General features: G+C 72.6%; 17 protein-coding genes. 10 read left to right on the top strand and 7 right to left on the bottom strand.

The features are described 5' to 3' along the window. Nucleotides 1–126: 126 nt before the first annotated feature. On the top strand, nucleotides 127–1,593 hold the full coding sequence (locus tag ACFZCY_RS09475; RefSeq protein ID WP_391170657.1) for a catalase: 1,467 nt from the start codon (nucleotides 127–129) through the stop codon (nucleotides 1,591–1,593). A gap of 73 nt (nucleotides 1,594–1,666) precedes the next feature. Here ACFZCY_RS09475 and ACFZCY_RS09470 read toward each other — a convergent pair whose 3' ends face one another. Together ACFZCY_RS09470 and hisN are read right to left on the bottom strand one after the other, a co-directional pair. After that, entirely contained in the window at nucleotides 1,667–2,059 is a 393-nt protein-coding gene (locus ACFZCY_RS09470) for a CBS domain-containing protein (RefSeq protein WP_391172087.1), read from the bottom strand. A gap of 187 nt (nucleotides 2,060–2,246) precedes the next feature. After that, nucleotides 2,247–3,038, bottom strand: a complete 792-nt coding sequence (gene hisN, locus ACFZCY_RS09465) for a histidinol-phosphatase (protein WP_055547973.1) — start codon at nucleotides 3,036–3,038, stop codon at nucleotides 2,247–2,249. Nucleotides 3,039–3,141: 103 nt separating this feature from the next. Between hisN and ACFZCY_RS09460 the strand changes: the two genes are divergently transcribed. Beyond that, nucleotides 3,142–3,810: a TetR family transcriptional regulator gene (locus ACFZCY_RS09460; protein WP_391170654.1), complete on the top strand. Its 669-nt coding sequence runs from the start codon at nucleotides 3,142–3,144 to the stop codon at nucleotides 3,808–3,810. Here the strand turns inward: ACFZCY_RS09460 and ACFZCY_RS09455 are convergent. The 4 genes from ACFZCY_RS09455 to ACFZCY_RS09440 form a co-directional block, all read right to left on the bottom strand. Further along, on the bottom strand, nucleotides 3,767–4,090 hold the full coding sequence (locus ACFZCY_RS09455) for a multidrug efflux SMR transporter (RefSeq protein WP_361477476.1): 324 nt from the start codon (nucleotides 4,088–4,090) through the stop codon (nucleotides 3,767–3,769). The two genes, ACFZCY_RS09460 and ACFZCY_RS09455, sit on opposite strands and share 44 nt — an antisense overlap. A 136-nt stretch (nucleotides 4,091–4,226) precedes the next feature. Then, entirely contained in the window at nucleotides 4,227–5,234 is a 1,008-nt protein-coding gene (rsgA, locus tag ACFZCY_RS09450; RefSeq protein WP_391170652.1) for a ribosome small subunit-dependent GTPase A, read from the bottom strand. Between the two features lie 12 nt (nucleotides 5,235–5,246). Beyond that, complete coding sequence (gene aroA, locus ACFZCY_RS09445; protein WP_391170650.1) at nucleotides 5,247–6,623, bottom strand: 3-phosphoshikimate 1-carboxyvinyltransferase; 1,377 nt, start codon at nucleotides 6,621–6,623, stop codon at nucleotides 5,247–5,249. Between the two features lie 115 nt (nucleotides 6,624–6,738). Further along, complete coding sequence (locus ACFZCY_RS09440) at nucleotides 6,739–7,452, bottom strand: M50 family metallopeptidase (protein WP_391170648.1); 714 nt, start codon at nucleotides 7,450–7,452, stop codon at nucleotides 6,739–6,741. A 48-nt stretch (nucleotides 7,453–7,500) separates the two neighbouring features. Here ACFZCY_RS09440 and ACFZCY_RS09435 point away from each other — a divergent pair, with 48 nt between their 5' ends. From ACFZCY_RS09435 to def, 8 genes are all read left to right on the top strand, one after another. Continuing rightward, complete coding sequence (locus ACFZCY_RS09435; protein ID WP_391170646.1) at nucleotides 7,501–8,340, top strand: SOS response-associated peptidase family protein; 840 nt, start codon at nucleotides 7,501–7,503, stop codon at nucleotides 8,338–8,340. Continuing rightward, nucleotides 8,340–9,020 carry an alpha/beta family hydrolase gene (locus ACFZCY_RS09430; protein ID WP_391170644.1) on the top strand — a complete coding sequence of 227 codons (681 nt, stop codon included), beginning with the start codon at nucleotides 8,340–8,342 and terminating at the stop codon, nucleotides 9,018–9,020. Before ACFZCY_RS09435 ends, ACFZCY_RS09430 begins: the two co-directional genes overlap by 1 nt. A gap of 276 nt (nucleotides 9,021–9,296) precedes the next feature. Continuing rightward, entirely contained in the window at nucleotides 9,297–9,989 is a 693-nt protein-coding gene (locus ACFZCY_RS09425; protein ID WP_391172085.1) for a sigma-70 family RNA polymerase sigma factor, read from the top strand. Continuing rightward, nucleotides 9,986–10,321 carry a mycothiol system anti-sigma-R factor gene (rsrA, locus tag ACFZCY_RS09420; RefSeq protein ID WP_391170641.1) on the top strand — a complete coding sequence of 112 codons (336 nt, stop codon included), beginning with the start codon at nucleotides 9,986–9,988 and terminating at the stop codon, nucleotides 10,319–10,321. Before ACFZCY_RS09425 ends, rsrA begins: the two co-directional genes overlap by 4 nt. A 172-nt stretch (nucleotides 10,322–10,493) precedes the next feature. Next, a complete protein-coding gene (locus ACFZCY_RS09415) occupies nucleotides 10,494–11,927 on the top strand; it encodes an HD domain-containing phosphohydrolase (RefSeq protein ID WP_391170639.1) in 1,434 nt (477 codons plus the stop codon). A 137-nt stretch (nucleotides 11,928–12,064) separates the two neighbouring features. Next, nucleotides 12,065–13,444, top strand: coding sequence for an HD domain-containing protein (locus ACFZCY_RS09410; protein WP_391170637.1), 1,380 nt, complete (start codon nucleotides 12,065–12,067; stop codon nucleotides 13,442–13,444). Between the two features lie 311 nt (nucleotides 13,445–13,755). Beyond that, a complete protein-coding gene (locus tag ACFZCY_RS09405) occupies nucleotides 13,756–14,742 on the top strand; it encodes a tetratricopeptide repeat protein (RefSeq protein WP_391170635.1) in 987 nt (328 codons plus the stop codon). 115 nt (nucleotides 14,743–14,857) lie between these two features. Beyond that, nucleotides 14,858–15,490: a peptide deformylase gene (def, locus tag ACFZCY_RS09400; protein ID WP_391170633.1), complete on the top strand. Its 633-nt coding sequence runs from the start codon at nucleotides 14,858–14,860 to the stop codon at nucleotides 15,488–15,490. 80 nt (nucleotides 15,491–15,570) lie between these two features. Here def and ACFZCY_RS09395 read toward each other — a convergent pair whose 3' ends face one another. After that, the gene (locus ACFZCY_RS09395; protein WP_234356833.1) at nucleotides 15,571–16,602 is read right to left on the bottom strand and encodes a ribonucleotide-diphosphate reductase subunit beta; all 1,032 of its coding nucleotides are present in this window, start codon (nucleotides 16,600–16,602) and stop codon (nucleotides 15,571–15,573) included. Nucleotides 16,603–16,609 lie beyond the last annotated feature (7 nt).

Here is a 16,609-nt window from a genome sequence, read left to right as displayed (position 1 = left end):
TCAGATAAGGACAAGGGTAGCAGTGGCCGGATCCATGACCGGAACGGGTATCAGTCTTCAGGTCTTCTTGACTTAGACAAAGTCCAATGTAGGATCGAATCCGATCGATTCACCGAGGAGGCGCACGTGACGGTCCAGGACAACATCACGGGTCCGCTGACCACGGAGTCCGGGGCTCCGGTGGCGGACAACCAGAACAGCCAGACGGCGGGCGCCGCCGGTCCGGTCCTGATCCAGGACCAGCACCTGATCGAGAAGCTCGCCCACTTCAACCGCGAGCGGATCCCGGAGCGGGTGGTGCACGCGCGCGGCGCCGGTGCGTACGGCACCTTCACGCTGACCCGGGACGTCTCCCGGTGGACGCGCGCGGCGTTCCTCTCCGAGGTGGGCAAGCAGACCGAGACGTTCCTGCGCTTCTCGACGGTCGCGGGCAACCTCGGCTCGGCGGACGCGGTGCGCGACCCGCGCGGCTTCGCGCTGAAGTTCTACACCGAGGACGGCAACTACGACCTGGTCGGGAACAACACCCCGGTGTTCTTCATCAAGGACGCCATCAAGTTCCCCGACTTCATCCACACCCAGAAGCGCGACCCGTACACGGGCTCGCAGGAGGCGGACAGCGTCTGGGACTTCTGGAGCCTGTCGCCCGAGTCCACCCATCAGGTGACCTGGCTGTTCGGCGACCGCGGCATCCCCGCCTCGTACCGCCACATGGACGGCTTCGGTTCGCACACCTACCAGTGGAACAACGCCGCGGGCGAGGTCTTCTGGGTCAAGTACCACTTCAAGACCGACCAGGGCATCAAGAACCTGACCTCGGAAGAGGCCGAACTCCTCGCGGGCAAGGACCCGGACAGCCACCAGCGCGACCTGCGCGAGTCCATCGAGCGCGGTGACTTCCCGACCTGGACCGTGCAGGCGCAGATCATGCCCGAGCGGGACGCGGCGCACTACCGCTTCAACCCGTTCGACCTGACCAAGGTCTGGCCGCACGAGGACTATCCGCCGATCGAGATCGGCACGCTGGAGCTGAACCGCAACCCGCGGAACGTCTTCGCCGAGGTCGAGCAGTCGATCTTCTCCCCGGCTCATCTGGTGCCCGGCATCGGCCCGTCCCCGGACAAGATGCTGCAGGGCCGTCTCTTCGCGTACGGCGACGCCCACCGCTACCGCGTCGGCATCAACGCCGACCAGCTGCCGGTGAACCGCCCGCACGCCACCGAGGCGCGCACCCACGGCCGCGACGGCTTCCTGTACGACGGCCGGCACGCGGGCGCCAGGAACTACGAGCCGAACAGCTTCGGCGGCCCGGCGCAGACCGGCCGGCCGCTGTGGCAGCCGTCCCCGGTCAGCGGTGTCACCGGTGATCACGAGGCGCCCTCGCACGCCGAGGACGATGACTTCGGCCAGGCGGGCGCCCTCTACCGGCTGATGTCGGAGGAGGAGAAGGAGCGTTTGATCGCCAACCTCGCGGGCTTCATCGCGCGGGTCTCGCGCGAGGACATCGCGCAGCGGGCGATCGAGAACTTCCGCAAGGCGGACGAGGACTACGGCAAGCGACTGGAGGTCGCGGTTCAGGCCCTGCGCGGCTGAGGGCCGCTTGCCGTACGAACCGGAGAGGCCGGACGCCATGGGGCTCCGGCCTCTCCGTGTCGCCCCCGTGGAGTCAGGCCGGCGCGGGCTGCGGGGCCGGGGTCCAGCAGCGGATGATGTCGCGCACCGACACCACCCCGACCGGGTCGCCCGCCTCCAGCACGATGAGGTGGCGGAAGCCGCCCCGGCTCATCGTGCGGGCCGCCTCCTCCAGGGTCCACCCGGGGGTGGCGAAGACGGCGTCGGCGGTGGTGTGGGCGTGCGCGGTCTCATGGTCCGGGTTCTGGCCCGCGCCGAGGGAGTTGAGGATGTCCCGTTCGGTGAGGATGCCGAGGCCGCTGGTGTCGGGGTCGAGCACGATGGCCGACCCGACCCGGCGCGCGGACATCAGCCGGGCGGCCTGGCGGAGCGTATGCGCGGGGCCGATGGTGAGGATCACCGAGCTCATGGCGTCTCGCACGTGCATGGGCATGGATGGGGCCACCTCCTTGAGGGGAATCCGCGCGTCGCGTTCGAGAACGGATTCACAAGTTCACAAGGCTCTGGATTCTCATGTTCACATGCTCCGGTGGGCCCAACAAGGGCGCGCGGAAGCCGATCTACCGCTTAGCGCGCCCATACGCTCCGGTTGACAGCCGTACGGCTCCCGGTTACTACCGCAGGTAATCCAGCATGGCGCCGTGCAGCAGCCCGTTGGACGCCGCCGCGTCGCCGCTGTTCGGGCCCGGTACGCCGTCGAGCCCGGTGAAGCGGCCGCCCGCCTCCTGGACGATCACCGCGTTCGCCGCCATGTCCCACAGCGACAGTTCCGGCTCGGCACACAGGTCCACCGACCCCTCGGCGACCATCATGTACGGCCAGAAGTCGCCATAGCCCCGGGTGCGCCAGCAGGCGCGGGTCAGATCGAGGAAGCCGTTCAGCTTGCCGCGCTCCTCCCAGCCGCTGAGCGAGGAGTACGCGAACGACGCGTCCCTCAGCTCGGCCACCTTCGAGACGTGCAGCCGGTGCGCCGACGTCAGGCTCCGGCCGCTGTACGCCCCGAGCCCCTCGGCGGCCCACCAGCGGCGGCCCAGCGCCGGTGCGGAGACCACGCCGACCACCGGCCGGTCGCCGCCCGCGCCGCGCTCCATGAGCGCGATCAGGGTGGCCCAGACCGGAACCCCGCGCACATAGTTCTTCGTGCCGTCGATCGGGTCGACCACCCAGCGGCGCGGGCCGGTGCCCTCGCTGCCGAATTCCTCGCCGAGGACCGCGTCCCGCGGGCGGGCGCGCTGGAGCTGCGAGCGGATCAGCTCCTCGGCCGCCTTGTCGGCCTCGCTCACCGGCGTCATGTCGGGTTTCGTCTCGACCTTGAGGTCGAGCGCCTTGAAGCGCTCCATGGTCGCGGCGTCGGCGGCGTCGGCCAGTACATGGGCGAAACGCAGGTCATCGTGGTAATCGGCCATGGCCGAACAGTATCGATCCGCACCAGGGCGATCCACCGGAGGCTCTTGACAGTGTCTGGCGGGCCGTCAATTCTGTGCACGCGGAAAGGCCTGGGAGGCGACGATGTCCGCAGCGCGTGAATCCTTGCTCGACGCGGCCTTCGCGGCCCTCGCGCGCCGCCCGTGGGCCAGGATCCGGATGACCGACGTCGCCGCGTCGGCCGGAGTGTCGCGGCAGACCCTCTACAACGAATTCGGCGGCAAGGACGGCCTCGCGCGCGCCCTGGTGCGGCGCGAGGCCGAGGCGTATCTCAGCGGCGTCGAGCGGGCCCTGGCCGGGGTACCGGGCGCCGCCGGGCCCGGTGAGCGGCTGGCGGCGGCGGCCGTGTGGACCGTCCGGGCCGGGACGGAGAACCCGCTGGTGCGGGCGGTGCTCACCGGATGCTGGAACGAACGGCTGCCGTCGCCGGCGCGCCCGGCCCCGCTCGGCGGCCCGCCGCGCTCGCGCCGCTCCGCCGCCGTCGACCCGCTGCCCTCGCCGGTCGATCTGCTGGGCCAGGCGCGGGACCGGGCGGTGCGGCTGCTGGCGGCGGAGTGGCCGCCGGGCGGGCCGGTGGAGCTGGCCAGGGCCTGCGACACGGCCGCGCGGCTGGCGCTGTCGTACGTCATCGCGCCGGCGCCCGCCGTGGAGGTGGCGAGCGCGGTACGCGGCGCGCTCGGCACCCGGGACGGTCAAGCCCTGACAGGACCTAGTGCCCCGAGCCGGAGAGCTGGAGGCCCACCACGCCGATGATCACCAGCGTGATGGAGACGATCTTCAGCACGGAGACCAGGTCGTCGAGGAAGACCATGCCGTAGATCGCCGTCCCGGCCGCGCCGATGCCCGTCCACACCGCGTACGCGGGCCCCACGTCGAGTTTCTTCAGGGACAGCGTCAGCAGTCCGAAGCTGCCGAGCGCGAAGGCGCAGAAGGCGACCGTCGGCCAGAGCCTGGTGAAGCCGTGCGAGAGCTTGAGGCAGACGGCGAAGCCCGTTTCCAGAATCCCGGCGACCACGACCAGCAGCCACGCCATGCAGGTGTCCTCCCGTACCGTCCGACGGCTGCCTTCGCCTGGTTGTCCCTCGCCCGGGTTGTCTCGGTGGTGCGATTATCCCTTTACCTCACCGAGTGGGCGGCAAACGTGGCCGTCGGCAGTGGCCCGGGCCGGGTCAGTCGCCCTCCCGCCGTTCGCGGGTGGCGAGCAGCCTCCGCAGGGAGTACAGCCGGGCCGGGTCGGCGTGGCCGTCGGTCACCCACTGGTCCAGGGCGCAGTCCGGCTCGTCGTGGCTGCAGGCGCGCGGGCAGCCGTCGGTGCCGGGTTCCAGATCGGGGAAGGCGTGGATGACCCTCGTCGGGTCCACATGGTGCAGCCCGAAGGACCGGACGCCCGGCGTGTCGATCACCCATCCCTTGTCGTCCGGAAGGGGCAGCGCGAGCGCCGAGGTGGTGGTGTGGCGGCCGCGGCCGGTGACCGCGTTCACCCGTCCGGTGGCCCGCTTGCGCTCCGGCACCAGGGCGTTGACCAGGGTGGTCTTGCCGACGCCTGAGTGGCCGACGAAGACCGTGGTCCGGTCCGCCAGCCGCTCCCGTACCCGGTCCGCGGCCTGTCCGTCGGCCAGTTCGTCGCGGTTGGTGACGACATAGGGCACGCCGAGCGTCCGGTAGGTCTCCAGGAGGTCGTCGGCGGGCGCCAGGTCGGACTTGGTGAGGACGAGCAGCGGCTCCAGCCCGGCGTCGAACGCGGCCACCAGACAGCGGTCGATCAGCCGCGGCCGGGGCTCGGGATCGGCGAGGGCGGTGACGATGGCCAGCTGCTCGGCGTTGGCGACGACCACCCGCTCGAACGGGTCGTCGTCATCGGCGGTCCGGCGCAGCACCGAGGACCGCTCCTCGACGCGCACCACGCGCGCGAGGGTGTCCTTGGCGCCGGACAGGTCGCCGACGACCGCGACCCGGTCGCCGACCACGACGCCCTTGCGGCCGAGTTCACGGGCCTTCATGGCGATGATGGTGCGGCCCTCGATGAGGACATGGAGCCGGCCGCGGTCGACGGTCAGGACCATGCCCTCGGAGGCGTCCTCGTGTTTGGGGCGGATATGGGTGCGCGGGCGGTTCCCCTTGCGGTTCGGGCGGACCCGTACGTCGTCCTCGTCGGTGTGCTTGCCGTAGCGGCGCATGGCGGAACGCCCTCAGGCTCCCCGCGCCGCGGATGGTGTCGCGTCGAGCATTCCGGTCCACAGGCCGGGGAAGTCCGGCAGGGTCTTGGCCGTGGTCGCCACGTTCTCGATCTGGACGCCCTCGACGGTCAGGCCCAGGACCGCGGCGGCGGTGGCCAGCCGGTGGTCCTCGTAGGTGTGGAAGATCCCGCCGTGCAGCGGGCGCGGGCTGATCCGCAGCCCGTCCTCGGTCTCCGCGACCTCACCGCCGAGTTCGTTGATCTCCTTGGCGAGGGCGGCCAGCCGGTCGGTCTCGTGGAGCCGCAGATGGGCGATGCCGCGCAGGACGGACTCGGAGTCGGCCAGCGCCGCGACCGCGGCGATCACCGGGGTCAGCTCGCCGACCTCGTGCAGATCGGCGTCGATGCCGGTGATCCGGCCGCCGCCGGTGAAGGTCAGCCCGGCGTCGGTCAGCTCGCAGGAACCGCCCATGTCGGTGAAGATCCGGCGCAGCGCGTCACCGGGCTGGGTGGTGTGCTCGGGCCAGTCCGGGATGGTCACCCGGCCGCCGGTGACCAGGGCGGCGGCCAGGAACGGCGCCGCGTTGGACAGATCGGGCTCGACGACCAGGTCCCGGCCGAGCAGCGCGCTCGGCGCGACCCGCCAGACGCCCTGCTCGCCGCCCGCCTCCGGGGTGTCGACCCGCGCGCCCGCCGCGCGCAGCATGTCGACGGTCATCCGGATGTGCGGCAGGGAGGGCAGCGCGGCGCCGATGTGGCGCACCTCGACCCCCTGGTTGAAGCGCGGCGCGGACAGCAGCAGCGCGCTGACGAACTGGGAGGACGCCGAGGCGTCGATACGGACGGGGCCGCCGTCCAGCGCCCCGCCGCCGTGCACGGTCAGCGGCAGCGCGCCGCGGCCGTCGTCGTCGATGCGGGCGCCGAGCGCGCGCAGCGCGTCGATCACGCCGTGCAGCGGGCGCTCGTGCGAGCGCGGGTCGCCGTCGAAGCGGACCGGGCCGTCGGCGAGGGAGGCGACCGGCGGCAGGAAGCGCATCACGGTGCCCGCGTTGCCGACATCGATGGTGGCCGGGCCGTGCAGTCCGGCGGGGATGACCCGCCACGCCTCGCCGCCGCCGGAGGAGCCGCCCGCGCCGAAGGCGCCGTCGGAGACCGTCTCCTCGATGCCGACGCCCATCGCGCGCAGCGCGTCGGCCATCAGCAGGGTGTCGCGCGAGCGCAGCGGCCGGCGCAGCCAGCCGGGTTCGGCGGCGAGCGCGGCCAGGATCAGACCGCGGTTGGTGACGGACTTCGATCCGGGCACGGTGACGGTCGCGTCGACCGCCCCGTCAGCGGTCGGGGCGGGCCAGAGGGCGGTGTGGTCGCCCGGGGAAGTCTCAATGCCGGTCATGGGTCTCACTTTAGTGGCTCACCGAGAGTGCGAATCTCGATCAAAAGTGGCGAAACCCAGTCGAAACACAGCGCTGGTACAGGCGGTGGAGGGGTGCGCCGAGGGTGTGTACGGGTCACAGCCGCAGCAGCCAGCGGCCGCCGCCGATCAGTGAGCACAGCGAGACGACGTGGAAGAGCAGCAGCCACACCACGGCCGGGACATTGGTGAGCCGGGCCAGCTGGTCGGGGTCGGAGTCGTACGCGCCGCCGCGCCGCCGCTTGCCCTGGAGCTCGAACGGCGGACGCACGCCGCCGATCAGCAGGAACCACACCACGCCGTACGCGAACGCGGCCTGTACGTCCGGCTCGGTCAGCCAGGAGACGAGGAAGAAGGCGGCCCCGGCGGTGACGACCGTGAGCACGCCGTACGCGTTGCGGATCATCACCAGCATCGCGGCCAGCAGCGCCGTCGTGCCCCACAGCAGCGCGGTGATGTGGTTCGCGGCCAGCAGCCAGGCGCCGAGCAGCCCGATCAGGGAGGGCGCGGTGTACCCGGCGGCCGCCGTGAGGACCATGCCGATGCCGGTGGGCTTGCCGCGCGAGACGGTCAGCCCCGAGGTGTCCGAGTGCAGCCGTATGCCGTCCAGGCGCCGCCCGCTGAGCAGTGCGATCAGTCCGTGACCGCCCTCGTGGGCGATCGTGATCGCGTTGCGGGATATGCGCCAGGAGGTGCGGAAGACGACGACGGCGAGGGCTATCAGCCCGGTGGAGGCGACCAGCCACAGCGTGGGGTCGGGCTGAGCGCCCACGACCCGGTCCCACAGATCGGCGGCGTTCGTTGCGTCCATGTGCGGGCGGCTCCTCGCGTCGGTTTGCGTCGTGGCAGTGTGGCACCTATGTGCGGTCGATACGCAGCGAGCCGGAGACCCGAGGATCTCGTCGGGCTCTTCGGGGTGGAGAAGTGGGAGCCGGAGGAGACTCTGGCGTCGGACTGGAACGTCGCGCCCACCAAGGACGTGTACGCGGTGCTGGAACGCCCGCTCAAGGGCCCCGAGGCCGAAGCCGCCGGGCCGCGGCCGGTCCGTCAGCTGCGGGCGCTGAAGTGGGGCCTCGTCCCGTCCTGGGCGAAGTCCCCCGAGGGCGGCCCGAAGATGATCAACGCCCGGGCCGAGACCGTGCACGAGAAGCCCTCGTACCGGCGCCCGTTCGCCTCGCGCCGCTGCATCCTGCCCGCCGACGGCTACTACGAGTGGGTCACCGGCTCGGGGGAGCGGCAGCTGGAGGAGAAGGGGAAGCGCAAACGGCCGCGCAAGCAGCCGTACTTCGTGACCCCGGTGGACGGTTCGGTCATGGCGATGGCCGGGCTGTACGAGTTCTGGCGGGACCGCACGCTGCCCGACGAGCATCCCCGCGCCTGGTGGGTGACCTGCACCGTGATCACCACCGAGGCGGAGCGGGAGCCATTCGCAGGCGGCGGCGTCGGCGCCGGGGGAGAGGGCCCGGGCTCGCTGGCCGATATCCATCCGCGGATGCCGCTCGTGCTCACCGAGGACCGCTGGGACTCCTGGCTGGATCCCGCCCGTACCGACCCCGAGGATCTGCGTCCGCTGCTGGCGCCGCCGCCCGCGGGGCTGCTGCGCGCGTACCCCGTCGCGACCGGGGTGAGTGATGTCCGTAACAACGGCCCGGAGCTGCTGACGGAGCTGGAGGCTCCGGAAGAGGGCACCCTGTTCTGATGACGCGCACCCCTCCGTCCGGCACCACGCCCGGCACCACGCCCACCACCGAGACCGTGCCGACCCCGGTCGGCGACGCCCGCATCACCTGGCACCACGCCTCCGCCGCGCACACCGCGCTGGCCGTCTCGCACGGCGCGGGCGGCGGCATCGAGGCGCGCGACCTGCGGGCGCTGGCCGCCGCGCTGCCGCCGCTGGGGGTGAGCGTGGCGCTGGTGGAGCAGCCGTGGCGGGTGGCGGGCAAGAAGGTCGCGCCCGCCCCCAAGACCCTCGACACCGGCTGGCGCGCGCTGTGGCCCGCGCTGGAGCGGCCCGGTCTGCCGGTCGTCGCGGGCGGCCGCAGCGCGGGGGCGCGGGTGGCCTGCCGTACGGGGGCGGAGCTGGGCGCCCGCGCGGTGCTGGCGCTGTCCTTCCCGCTGCACCCGCCGGGCAAGCCGGAGAAGTCCCGCGCCGGGGAACTGCTGTCCACGGGCCTGCCGACGCTGGTCGTCCAGGGCGGCCGCGACCCCTTCGGCCGCCCCGGGGAGTTCCCGGAGCTGCCGGAGGGCACGGAGCTGGTCGAGGTGGAGCACGGTGACCACGGCTTCGCCGTGCCGAAGTCGGCGGACATCACCGAACCCGAAGCCCTCGCCGTGATCACCGACGCGGTGGGGGAGTGGCTGGTGCGGCTCGCGGGCTGAGCGCCGTGTGCGCGAGGTCACGGGAATGCGGGGCGGGGGGCTGGTGTTGTAGGCGTCGTAGGTACTGACCGCGACCAAGAGGCACCAGCACGAGGAGAGGGAGTTCCCCACATGGGTTCGCTTGCTTGCCCGGCCCGCCCGCAGGCGGCTGACCTGGACTGGCGTCAGCTGGAGGCGGAGCAGACCGCGAAGATCGAGGCGGCGGGCGGACCGGATCGTCGTCTATTCTCCGATTCGAGCGGGTCCGCATCCGGCCCCGCCGCGAAAACGGAGGAGGTGGGTCAGGTCACTGGGACCGACGCAGAGACCGACGGCGTCATCGAGGGAGAGTCGGCCGAGCAGCGGCAGGAGACGTCCGCCGAGCGCAACGCGCGCTTCGAGCGGGACGCCCTGACGTTCCTCGACCAGATGTACTCCGCCGCGCTGCGGATGACCCGTAATCCGGCCGACGCAGAGGACCTCGTGCAGGAGACGTACGCGAAGGCGTACGGGTCCTTCCACCAATTCCGCGAGGGCACCAACCTCAAGGCGTGGCTGTACCGCATTCTCACCAATACGTTCATCAACTCGTACCGCAAGAAGCAGCGCGAACCCCAGCGCAGCGCGGCGGAGGAGATCGAGGACTGGCAGCTGGCCCGCGCCGAGTCGCATATGTCGACCGGTCTGCGGTCCGCCGAGTCCCAGGCCCTGGATCACCTTCCGGATTCGGATGTCAAGGAGGCCCTTCAGGCCATTCCCGAGGAGTTCCGGATCGCGGTCTACCTCGCGGATGTCGAGGGGTTTGCGTACAAGGAGATCGCCGACATCATGGGGACACCCATCGGTACGGTGATGTCCCGGCTGCACCGTGGGCGCCGTCAGCTGCGCGGCATGCTGGAGGACTATGCCCGTGGGCGCGGGCTCGTCCCGGCGGGCGCGTCCGGTGCGGCGGCGGACGAGTCGCACGATCGGAAAGGCGCGGACTCATGAGCTGCGGAGAGCCGCACGAGACGGATTGCTCCGAGGTCCTCGACCATCTCTACGAGTTCCTCGATCGCGAGATGCCCGACGGCGACTGCGCCAAATTCGAGGTGCACTTCGACGAGTGCTCCCCCTGCCTGGAGAAGTACGGCCTGGAGCAGGCCGTGAAGAAGCTGGTCAAGCGGTGCTGCGGGCATGACGACGTGCCCAGCGACCTCCGTTCGAAGGTCATGGGCCGCATCGAGCTGATCCGGTCGGGCGAGGCCGTGCCCGAGCGTGAGCTCACCGCGGAGACGGCGGACTCCCCCGAGGCGCGTACGCCCACCACCGCCCAGGAGTGACCCTGGCCCGCGGAGCGCGGGCGGCGTTTACCGAAGGTCCGATCATCACCCGAAGGGGTGCAATCGGGCGGTCCATCCGCTCCCGCCCGCCGCATGCGGCCCTATTCTCCCCAATCTGACCCGCCCCTGACGTGGGGCGGCGACCGGATGCGGATGGGGAGGAGGGCGGTCGTTGCGGGCACTTCCTCTCGGGGCGCGCGCCTATGTGCTGAGCGCCGTGCTCGCCGGGGCGCTGTGCGCGGCCCCGGTGCTGCGTCCCCACACGGCCGTCCCCTGGGCCACGGTGATCCTGCTCGCCGCGGTGTACGCGGTGGGGTCCCGTACGGTGCGGGCCCCGTCCCCCGAATGGTGCGGCCCCGTCCTGCTGGCCGGGGCCTTTCTGCTGCCGCCCGCCGCCGCGGCGCTCGTCGCGGTGCCCGGGGCGCTGCTGGGCCGGGTCGAGCGGCACCCCGCGCCGGTGCGGCGCGCCTGGCGCGCCGCACAGCTCTCACTGGCCGTCTGGGCCGCCGCGTACGCCTTCCGGGCGCTCGGTGGCCCGTACGCCCTGCGCGCCGCCGAGAACCCCGGTGTGCCCGGTTTTCCGCGGGCCCTGGCCGCCGCGCCGGCCGCCGCGCTCGTGCTGGGGCTGGTCACCGCCGCGCTGGAGGGCGGGGTGCTGGTCCTCGCCGAGCGCCGCTCGGCCCGTGCCGCCTGGCGCGGCCGGCCCCTGAGCGCGCTGGCGCCCCAGCTGGTCCACGGGCCCGCCGGGCTCGCCATGGCCGTGCTGTGGCGCAGCCCGTACGGACCGGCGGCGGCCCTGCTGGTGCTGCTGCCGATGTACGTCTGCGCCTGCGTCTTCGCGCTCTGTCACCGCGAGCGCGCCGCCCACCAGGCCACCATCCGCGCCCTGGTCCAGGCGGTCGACATCAAGGACCGCTACACCCGGGGCCACAGCGAGCGCGTCGGCCGCGCCTCCGTGATGATCGCCCGCGAGCTGGGCATGAACGGCGACCGGCTGGAGGCCCTGCGCATCGCGGGCATCCTGCACGACGTGGGCAAGCTCGGCGTCCCCACCCGGCTGCTGCGCAAGAACGGTCCGCTGACCCCCGAGGAGCGCCGCGTCATCGAGCTGCACCCCGAATACGGCCATGAGATGGTGCGCGGCATCCGCTTCCTGGGCGAGGCGCGGACGGCCATCCTGCACCACCACGAGCGGCTGGACGGCAGCGGCTATCCGTACGGGCTGGCCGGTTCCCAGATCCCGGAGTTCGCGCGGGTGGTGGCGGTCGCGGACGCCTTCGACGCGATGACCTCGACGCGTACGTACAGCCGGGCCCGCCCGGTGGAGACGGCGGTCGCGGAGCTGAAGCGGTGCGCGGGCACGCAGTTCGACCCGCGCATGGTGCGGGCCCTGGCCCGCGCGCTGGACCGGCACGGCTGGCACGCGGCGGTGACCGCGGACGCCCGTACGGAGGCCCGTACGGAGGCGGTGACGGGCGCCGCGTCCGCCGCCGACGAGCGCGGAAACGTCCCGCCGCCCCCGCTCGTACGCGCCGCCACCGCCCCGCGCGCCCCCGACGCCACCCCGCCGCCTCCGGAAGCCCCGCGCCCCGGCGGCGCCCCGTGACCCCCGCCCGGCGCCGCGGCGCGCCCGGCTCCGCACGCGAGCGAGAAGCCGGTGGCCCGGATCCGGACCGGGATCGGGACGCGGCGGTGTGGGCCGCGGGGCAGGCGGGAGTGGCCCGCCGCCTCGATGGGGAGCCCATGGGACTCCGGCGGCTTGCTGAAGCGCACGCGCGGGCGGTTCGGCGGGCCCGTGGGGCGCGGGGCGGGAGCGTGCGGCCCGCACCACGGCGGGGCGGCGGGGGCGTCCTCGCCGCCGTGTACGGCGCCGCCGGGGCGCTCGCCGTGGTGGCGCTCGCCTGGACGGAGTGGCACGGGATACGCGAGCCGGGGGCGGCGCTCGCCTTCGGGCTGCTCATCGCCCTCGGGGAGGCCATCCGGTGCTGCGACACCCCGGCCGCGCTCCCGCGCGCGAGCGGGGCGCACGAGCAGCGCGGCGAGCCCACGCCCCTCGCCGCCGCTGGCGCCCTCGGGTACGCCCTGCTGGGGCGGCTGGGCGGGGAGCCCACCAGCCATGGGGTGCTCCAGGTCGTCACCGTCGTCGTGGCGGCCTCGCTGACGGGCCTGGTGCCGCGCATGGCGCTCGGGCGCCCGGCCGACCCGGGCCACACCGCCCGCCGCGTGCTGACCGTGGGATTCGCGGCCACCTGCTTCCAACCGTTGCACCACACCGGCCGGTTGGCCTCCTGGCTGGGGCACGGCCCCGCCCTCGTCGGCTACTTGCTGGGCGTGCTGGCCCTGACCGCGCTGTGCGACGCGGTGCTCGCCGCCGCCCTGGCCCGCGCCCGCACCGGCTGGCCGTACGGTCCGCTGCTCCGCGACGAGCTGCGGGCGCTGACCGGCATAGGGTCGGCGATCTGCGCGACCGGGGTGGTGATGGCGCTCACGGTGGCCGTCGCCGGGCTGTGGGCGCTGCCGGTGCTGGCGCTGCCGCCGCTGCTGATCCAGTACTCGTTCCGCCGCTACGCCGCGATCCGGGCCACCTGCCGCCAGACCATCGCCTCCCTGGCCCGCTCGACCGAGATCGCCGGCTACACCCCGGCCGGACATGCCCGCAAGGTCGCCGGGCTCAGCCGGGCGGTCGGGCGTGAGCTGGGGCTTTCCGAGCCCGCCCTGACTGTGCTGGAATACGCGGCGCTGATGCACGACATCGGGCAGCTGTCCCTGGTGGACCCGGTCCCGGCCGGGGCGACCGAGCCGCTGCCCCGCGCCGAGCAGCGGCGGATCGCGCGGCTGGGCGGCGCCGTGGTACGGCAGACGGGGGTCCCCGCGGAGGTCGCGGTGATCGTCGAACGGCAGGCGGACCCGTACCGCGAACAGCCGCTGTCCGCGCGTATCGTGCGCGCGGTGAACGCGTACACCGAGGCGGCGGGCGGCCCGGCGGCCGCGGGACAGGGGGGAGCGGCGCCGCTGCGCGCCCTGGAGCGGCTGCGGCTGGGCACCGCGCGGGACTTCGACCCGGCGGTGGTCGAGGCGCTGGCGACGGTGTTGTCCCGCCCGGCGTACGACCGCCCCCGGTGAGGAACCCGGTGAGGAACCCGGTGAGGAACCCGGAGGGAAGGCCGGGGTGGAACCCGGTGGGTAACCGGGTGAGGAACCCGGAACTCGCGGGTAATGAGCGGGTCTCCCAAAAGGCATGGTTGGATGCGAGAGAGGGGTGTCGGGCCGATGGCCGGTGGCAAGGAGGTGTGGTGGGCATCGTCTCCCGGCCGAAGGGGGAGGGGCTGGGCTGAGATGTCCGCGGATGTGTGGCAGGTTGTCTTCCAGGGAGGGCGACGCCGTCCGCGTAGGGCTCTGGTACGGGACTACTTCGATACCGGCAGGCGGGAATCGTGAAGATCTTCGGCAAGGTACGGCACCGGCCGTCCGCCTCATGGCGGCAGGCCACGGACCGTGCGTTCACGCTCATCGGCGATGGCCGGTACGAGGACGCGGGCGCGCTGCTGACGCGCGCCGCCGATCTGGAGCCGTGGCTGTCGGAGTCCTGGTTCAACCTCGCGCTGCTGCACAAGTTCCGGCACGACTGGGAGCAGGCCCGGGCCGCCGGGCTGCGCGCGGTCGCGCTGCTGGACCGCGAGGCGGGCGCTCCCGACTGGTGGAACGTGGGCATCGCAGCGACCGCCCTCCAGGACTGGCCGCTGGCCCGCCGCGCCTGGCAGGCGTACGGGCTGAAGGTGCCCGGCGAGGCGTCCGCGTCCGGTGAGCCGCTCGGCATGGAGCTGGGCAGCGCGGCGGTGCGGCTGTCGCCGGAGGGCGAGGCCGAGGTCGTGTGGGGCCGCCGGCTGGACCCGGCCCGGATCGAGGTGCTGTCCATCCCGCTGCCGTCCTCCGGGCGGCGCTGGGGCGAGGTGGTGCTGCACGACGGCGTTCCGCACGGGGAGCGCGTCACCGCCGCCGGGCCCGCGTATCCGGTGTTCGACGAGATCGAGCTGTGGGCGCCGTCCCCGGTGCCGACCTGGGTGGTGCTGCTGGAGGCGGCCACCGAGGCCGACCGGGACGCCCTGGAGCGGCTGGCGGCGGACGCGGGCTTCGCGGCGGAGGACTGGTCGTCGTCGGTGCGGCTGCTGTGCCGCTCCTGTTCGGAGAGCCGGATGCCGAGCGACGAGGGCGAGGGCGACCACCTGGACCCGCACGACCACAGTGAGCCGGGCCACCCCGGCCCGCTGGGGCACCGTACGGCGGGCTCGGGCTCGCTGTGGGTCGCCGAGCGCGAATGCGGGATCGCGGCGCCCAGCGGGCTGGTGCGGGGGCTGCTGGACGGCTGGGTCGCCGACAGCCCGGACACCCGGGAGTGGCGGGACCTGGAAGAGGTCTGCTGACGGCCCGGAAGGGGCCGCGGGGGCCGCTGATCGGGCGCTGCTCCCCCTGCCTTCCGGGTGGGCCGTACCCTGTAGGGCGACGCATCACGGTTACAGGGAAGGCCTACGGCGGACGATGTCGCAGCAAGGGACCACGAAGCAGCAGGTGGACGACGAGTTCGTCGTGGACACGGAGGACTGCGAGGAGCGCGAGCGGGCGTACCGCGAGCGCGGCACCGCCCGCCCGATCACCGTTGTCGGCAATCCGGTGCTCCACAAGGAGTGCAAGGACGTCACCGAGTTCGACGAGAAGCTGGCGGCGCTGATCGACGACATGTTCGCCAGCCAGCGGGCGGCGGAGGGCGTGGGCCTGGCCGCCAACCAGATCGGCGTCGACCTCAAGGTCTTCGTCTACGACTGCATGGACGACGAGGGCGTACGCCACGTCGGCGTGGTCTGCAACCCGGTGCTGGAGGAGCTGCCCGCCGACCGCCGGGTGCTGGACGACTCCAACGAGGGCTGCCTGTCGGTCCCCACCGCCTACTGCGAGCTGGCCCGCCCGGACTACGCGGTGGTGCGCGGCCAGGACGCCGAGGGCAAGCCGATCGCGGTGCGCGGCACCGGCTACTTCGCGCGCTGCCTGCAGCACGAGACCGACCACCTCTACGGCTACCTCTACATCGACCGGCTCTCCAAGCGCGACCGCAAGGACGTGCTCCGGCAGATGGCCGAGGGCACGGCGCGCTACGAGACGGTGCCGAACGACTGAGCGCGCTCACCCGCGCGGCACCGCACACGGCGAAGGGCCGGACCCCGCCAGGGATCCGGCCCTCGCGCTCTACGCCCGGATCAGAAGTCGTCGTCGAAGGAGACCGAGCCCTCCACCGCGACCTGGTAGGCCGAGGCGCGGCGCTCGAAGAAGTTGGTCAGCTCCTGGACGTCCTGCAGCTCCATGAAGGAGAACGGGTTCTCCGAGCCGAAGACCGCGGGGAAGCCGAGGCGCTTCAGGCGCTGGTCGGCCACGCACTCCAGGTACGCCCGCATCGACTCGGTGTTCATGCCCGGCAGCCCGTCGCCGCACAGGTCGTGGGCGAACTGCAGCTCCGCCTCGACGGCCTCCTTCAGCATGTCGGTGACCTGCTGCTCCAGCTCGTCGTCGAAGAGGTCGGGCTCCTCCTCGCGGACGGTGTCCACGACCGAGAACGCGAACTCCATGTGCATGGACTCGTCGCGGAACACCCAGTTGGTGCCGGTCGCCAGGCCGTGCAGCAGACCGCGCGAGCGGAACCAGTACACGTACGCGAAGGCGCCGTAGAAGAACAGCCCCTCGATGCACGCAGCGAAGCAGATCAGGTTGAGCAGGAAGCGCCGCCGGTCGGCCTTGCTCTCCAGCCGGTCGATCTTCTCCACCGAGTCCATCCAGCGGAAGCAGAACTCCGCCTTCTCCCGGATGGAGGGGATGTTCTCGACCGCGGCGAAGGCCGCCGCCCGGTCGTCCGGGTCGGGCAGGTAGGTGTCCAGCAGCGTCAGATAGAACTGGACGTGCACGGCCTCCTCGAAGAGCTGCCGCGACAGATACAGCCGCGCCTCGGGGGAGTTGATGTGCTTGTAGAGCGTCAGCACCAGGTTGTTGGACACGATCGAGTCGCCGGTCGCGAAGAACGCCACCAGGCGGCCGATCAGGTGCTGCTCCCCGGGGGAGAGCTTGGCGAGGTCGGCGACGTCCGAGTGGAGGTCGACCTCCTCCACGGTCCAGGTGTTCTTGATCGCGTCCCGGTAGCGGTCGTAGAACTGCGGGTACCGCATCGGCCGCAGGGTCAGCTCGAACCCGGGGTCCAGCAGGTTCTTGGTATGGCCCGGCGCGGTGTTCACGGTGGTCATCTCGGAT

The sequence above is a fragment of the Streptomyces sp. NPDC007983 genome, from assembly GCF_042958345.1.
In the GTDB taxonomy this organism is placed as follows: Bacteria; Actinomycetota; Actinomycetes; order Streptomycetales; family Streptomycetaceae; genus Streptomyces.
Note: the sequence above shows the minus strand (reverse complement) of the source record. Positions and strands in the feature narration are given on the sequence as shown.

Bases quoted from the DNA above. Each gene is read 5' to 3' on its own strand.
- hisN (WP_055547973.1), bottom strand. From the start codon at position 3,038: ATGGCCGATTACCACGATGACCTGCGTTTCGCCCATGTACTGGCCGAC.
- aroA (WP_391170650.1), bottom strand. From the start codon at position 6,623: ATGACCGGCATTGAGACTTCCCCGGGCGACCACACCGCCCTCTGGCCC.
- ACFZCY_RS09470 (WP_391172087.1), bottom strand. From the start codon at position 2,059: ATGCACGTGCGAGACGCCATGAGCTCGGTGATCCTCACCATCGGCCCC.
- rsrA (WP_391170641.1), top strand. From the start codon at position 9,986: ATGAGCTGCGGAGAGCCGCACGAGACGGATTGCTCCGAGGTCCTCGAC.
- def (WP_391170633.1), top strand. From the start codon at position 14,858: ATGTCGCAGCAAGGGACCACGAAGCAGCAGGTGGACGACGAGTTCGTC.
- ACFZCY_RS09430 (WP_391170644.1), top strand. From the start codon at position 8,340: ATGACGCGCACCCCTCCGTCCGGCACCACGCCCGGCACCACGCCCACC.
- ACFZCY_RS09395 (WP_234356833.1), bottom strand. From the start codon at position 16,602: ATGACCACCGTGAACACCGCGCCGGGCCATACCAAGAACCTGCTGGAC.
- ACFZCY_RS09440 (WP_391170648.1), bottom strand. From the start codon at position 7,452: ATGGACGCAACGAACGCCGCCGATCTGTGGGACCGGGTCGTGGGCGCT.
- ACFZCY_RS09435 (WP_391170646.1), top strand. From the start codon at position 7,501: ATGTGCGGTCGATACGCAGCGAGCCGGAGACCCGAGGATCTCGTCGGG.
- rsgA (WP_391170652.1), bottom strand. From the start codon at position 5,234: ATGCGCCGCTACGGCAAGCACACCGACGAGGACGACGTACGGGTCCGC.
- ACFZCY_RS09410 (WP_391170637.1), top strand. From the start codon at position 12,065: ATGGGACTCCGGCGGCTTGCTGAAGCGCACGCGCGGGCGGTTCGGCGG.
- ACFZCY_RS09460 (WP_391170654.1), top strand. From the start codon at position 3,142: ATGTCCGCAGCGCGTGAATCCTTGCTCGACGCGGCCTTCGCGGCCCTC.
- ACFZCY_RS09455 (WP_361477476.1), bottom strand. From the start codon at position 4,090: ATGGCGTGGCTGCTGGTCGTGGTCGCCGGGATTCTGGAAACGGGCTTC.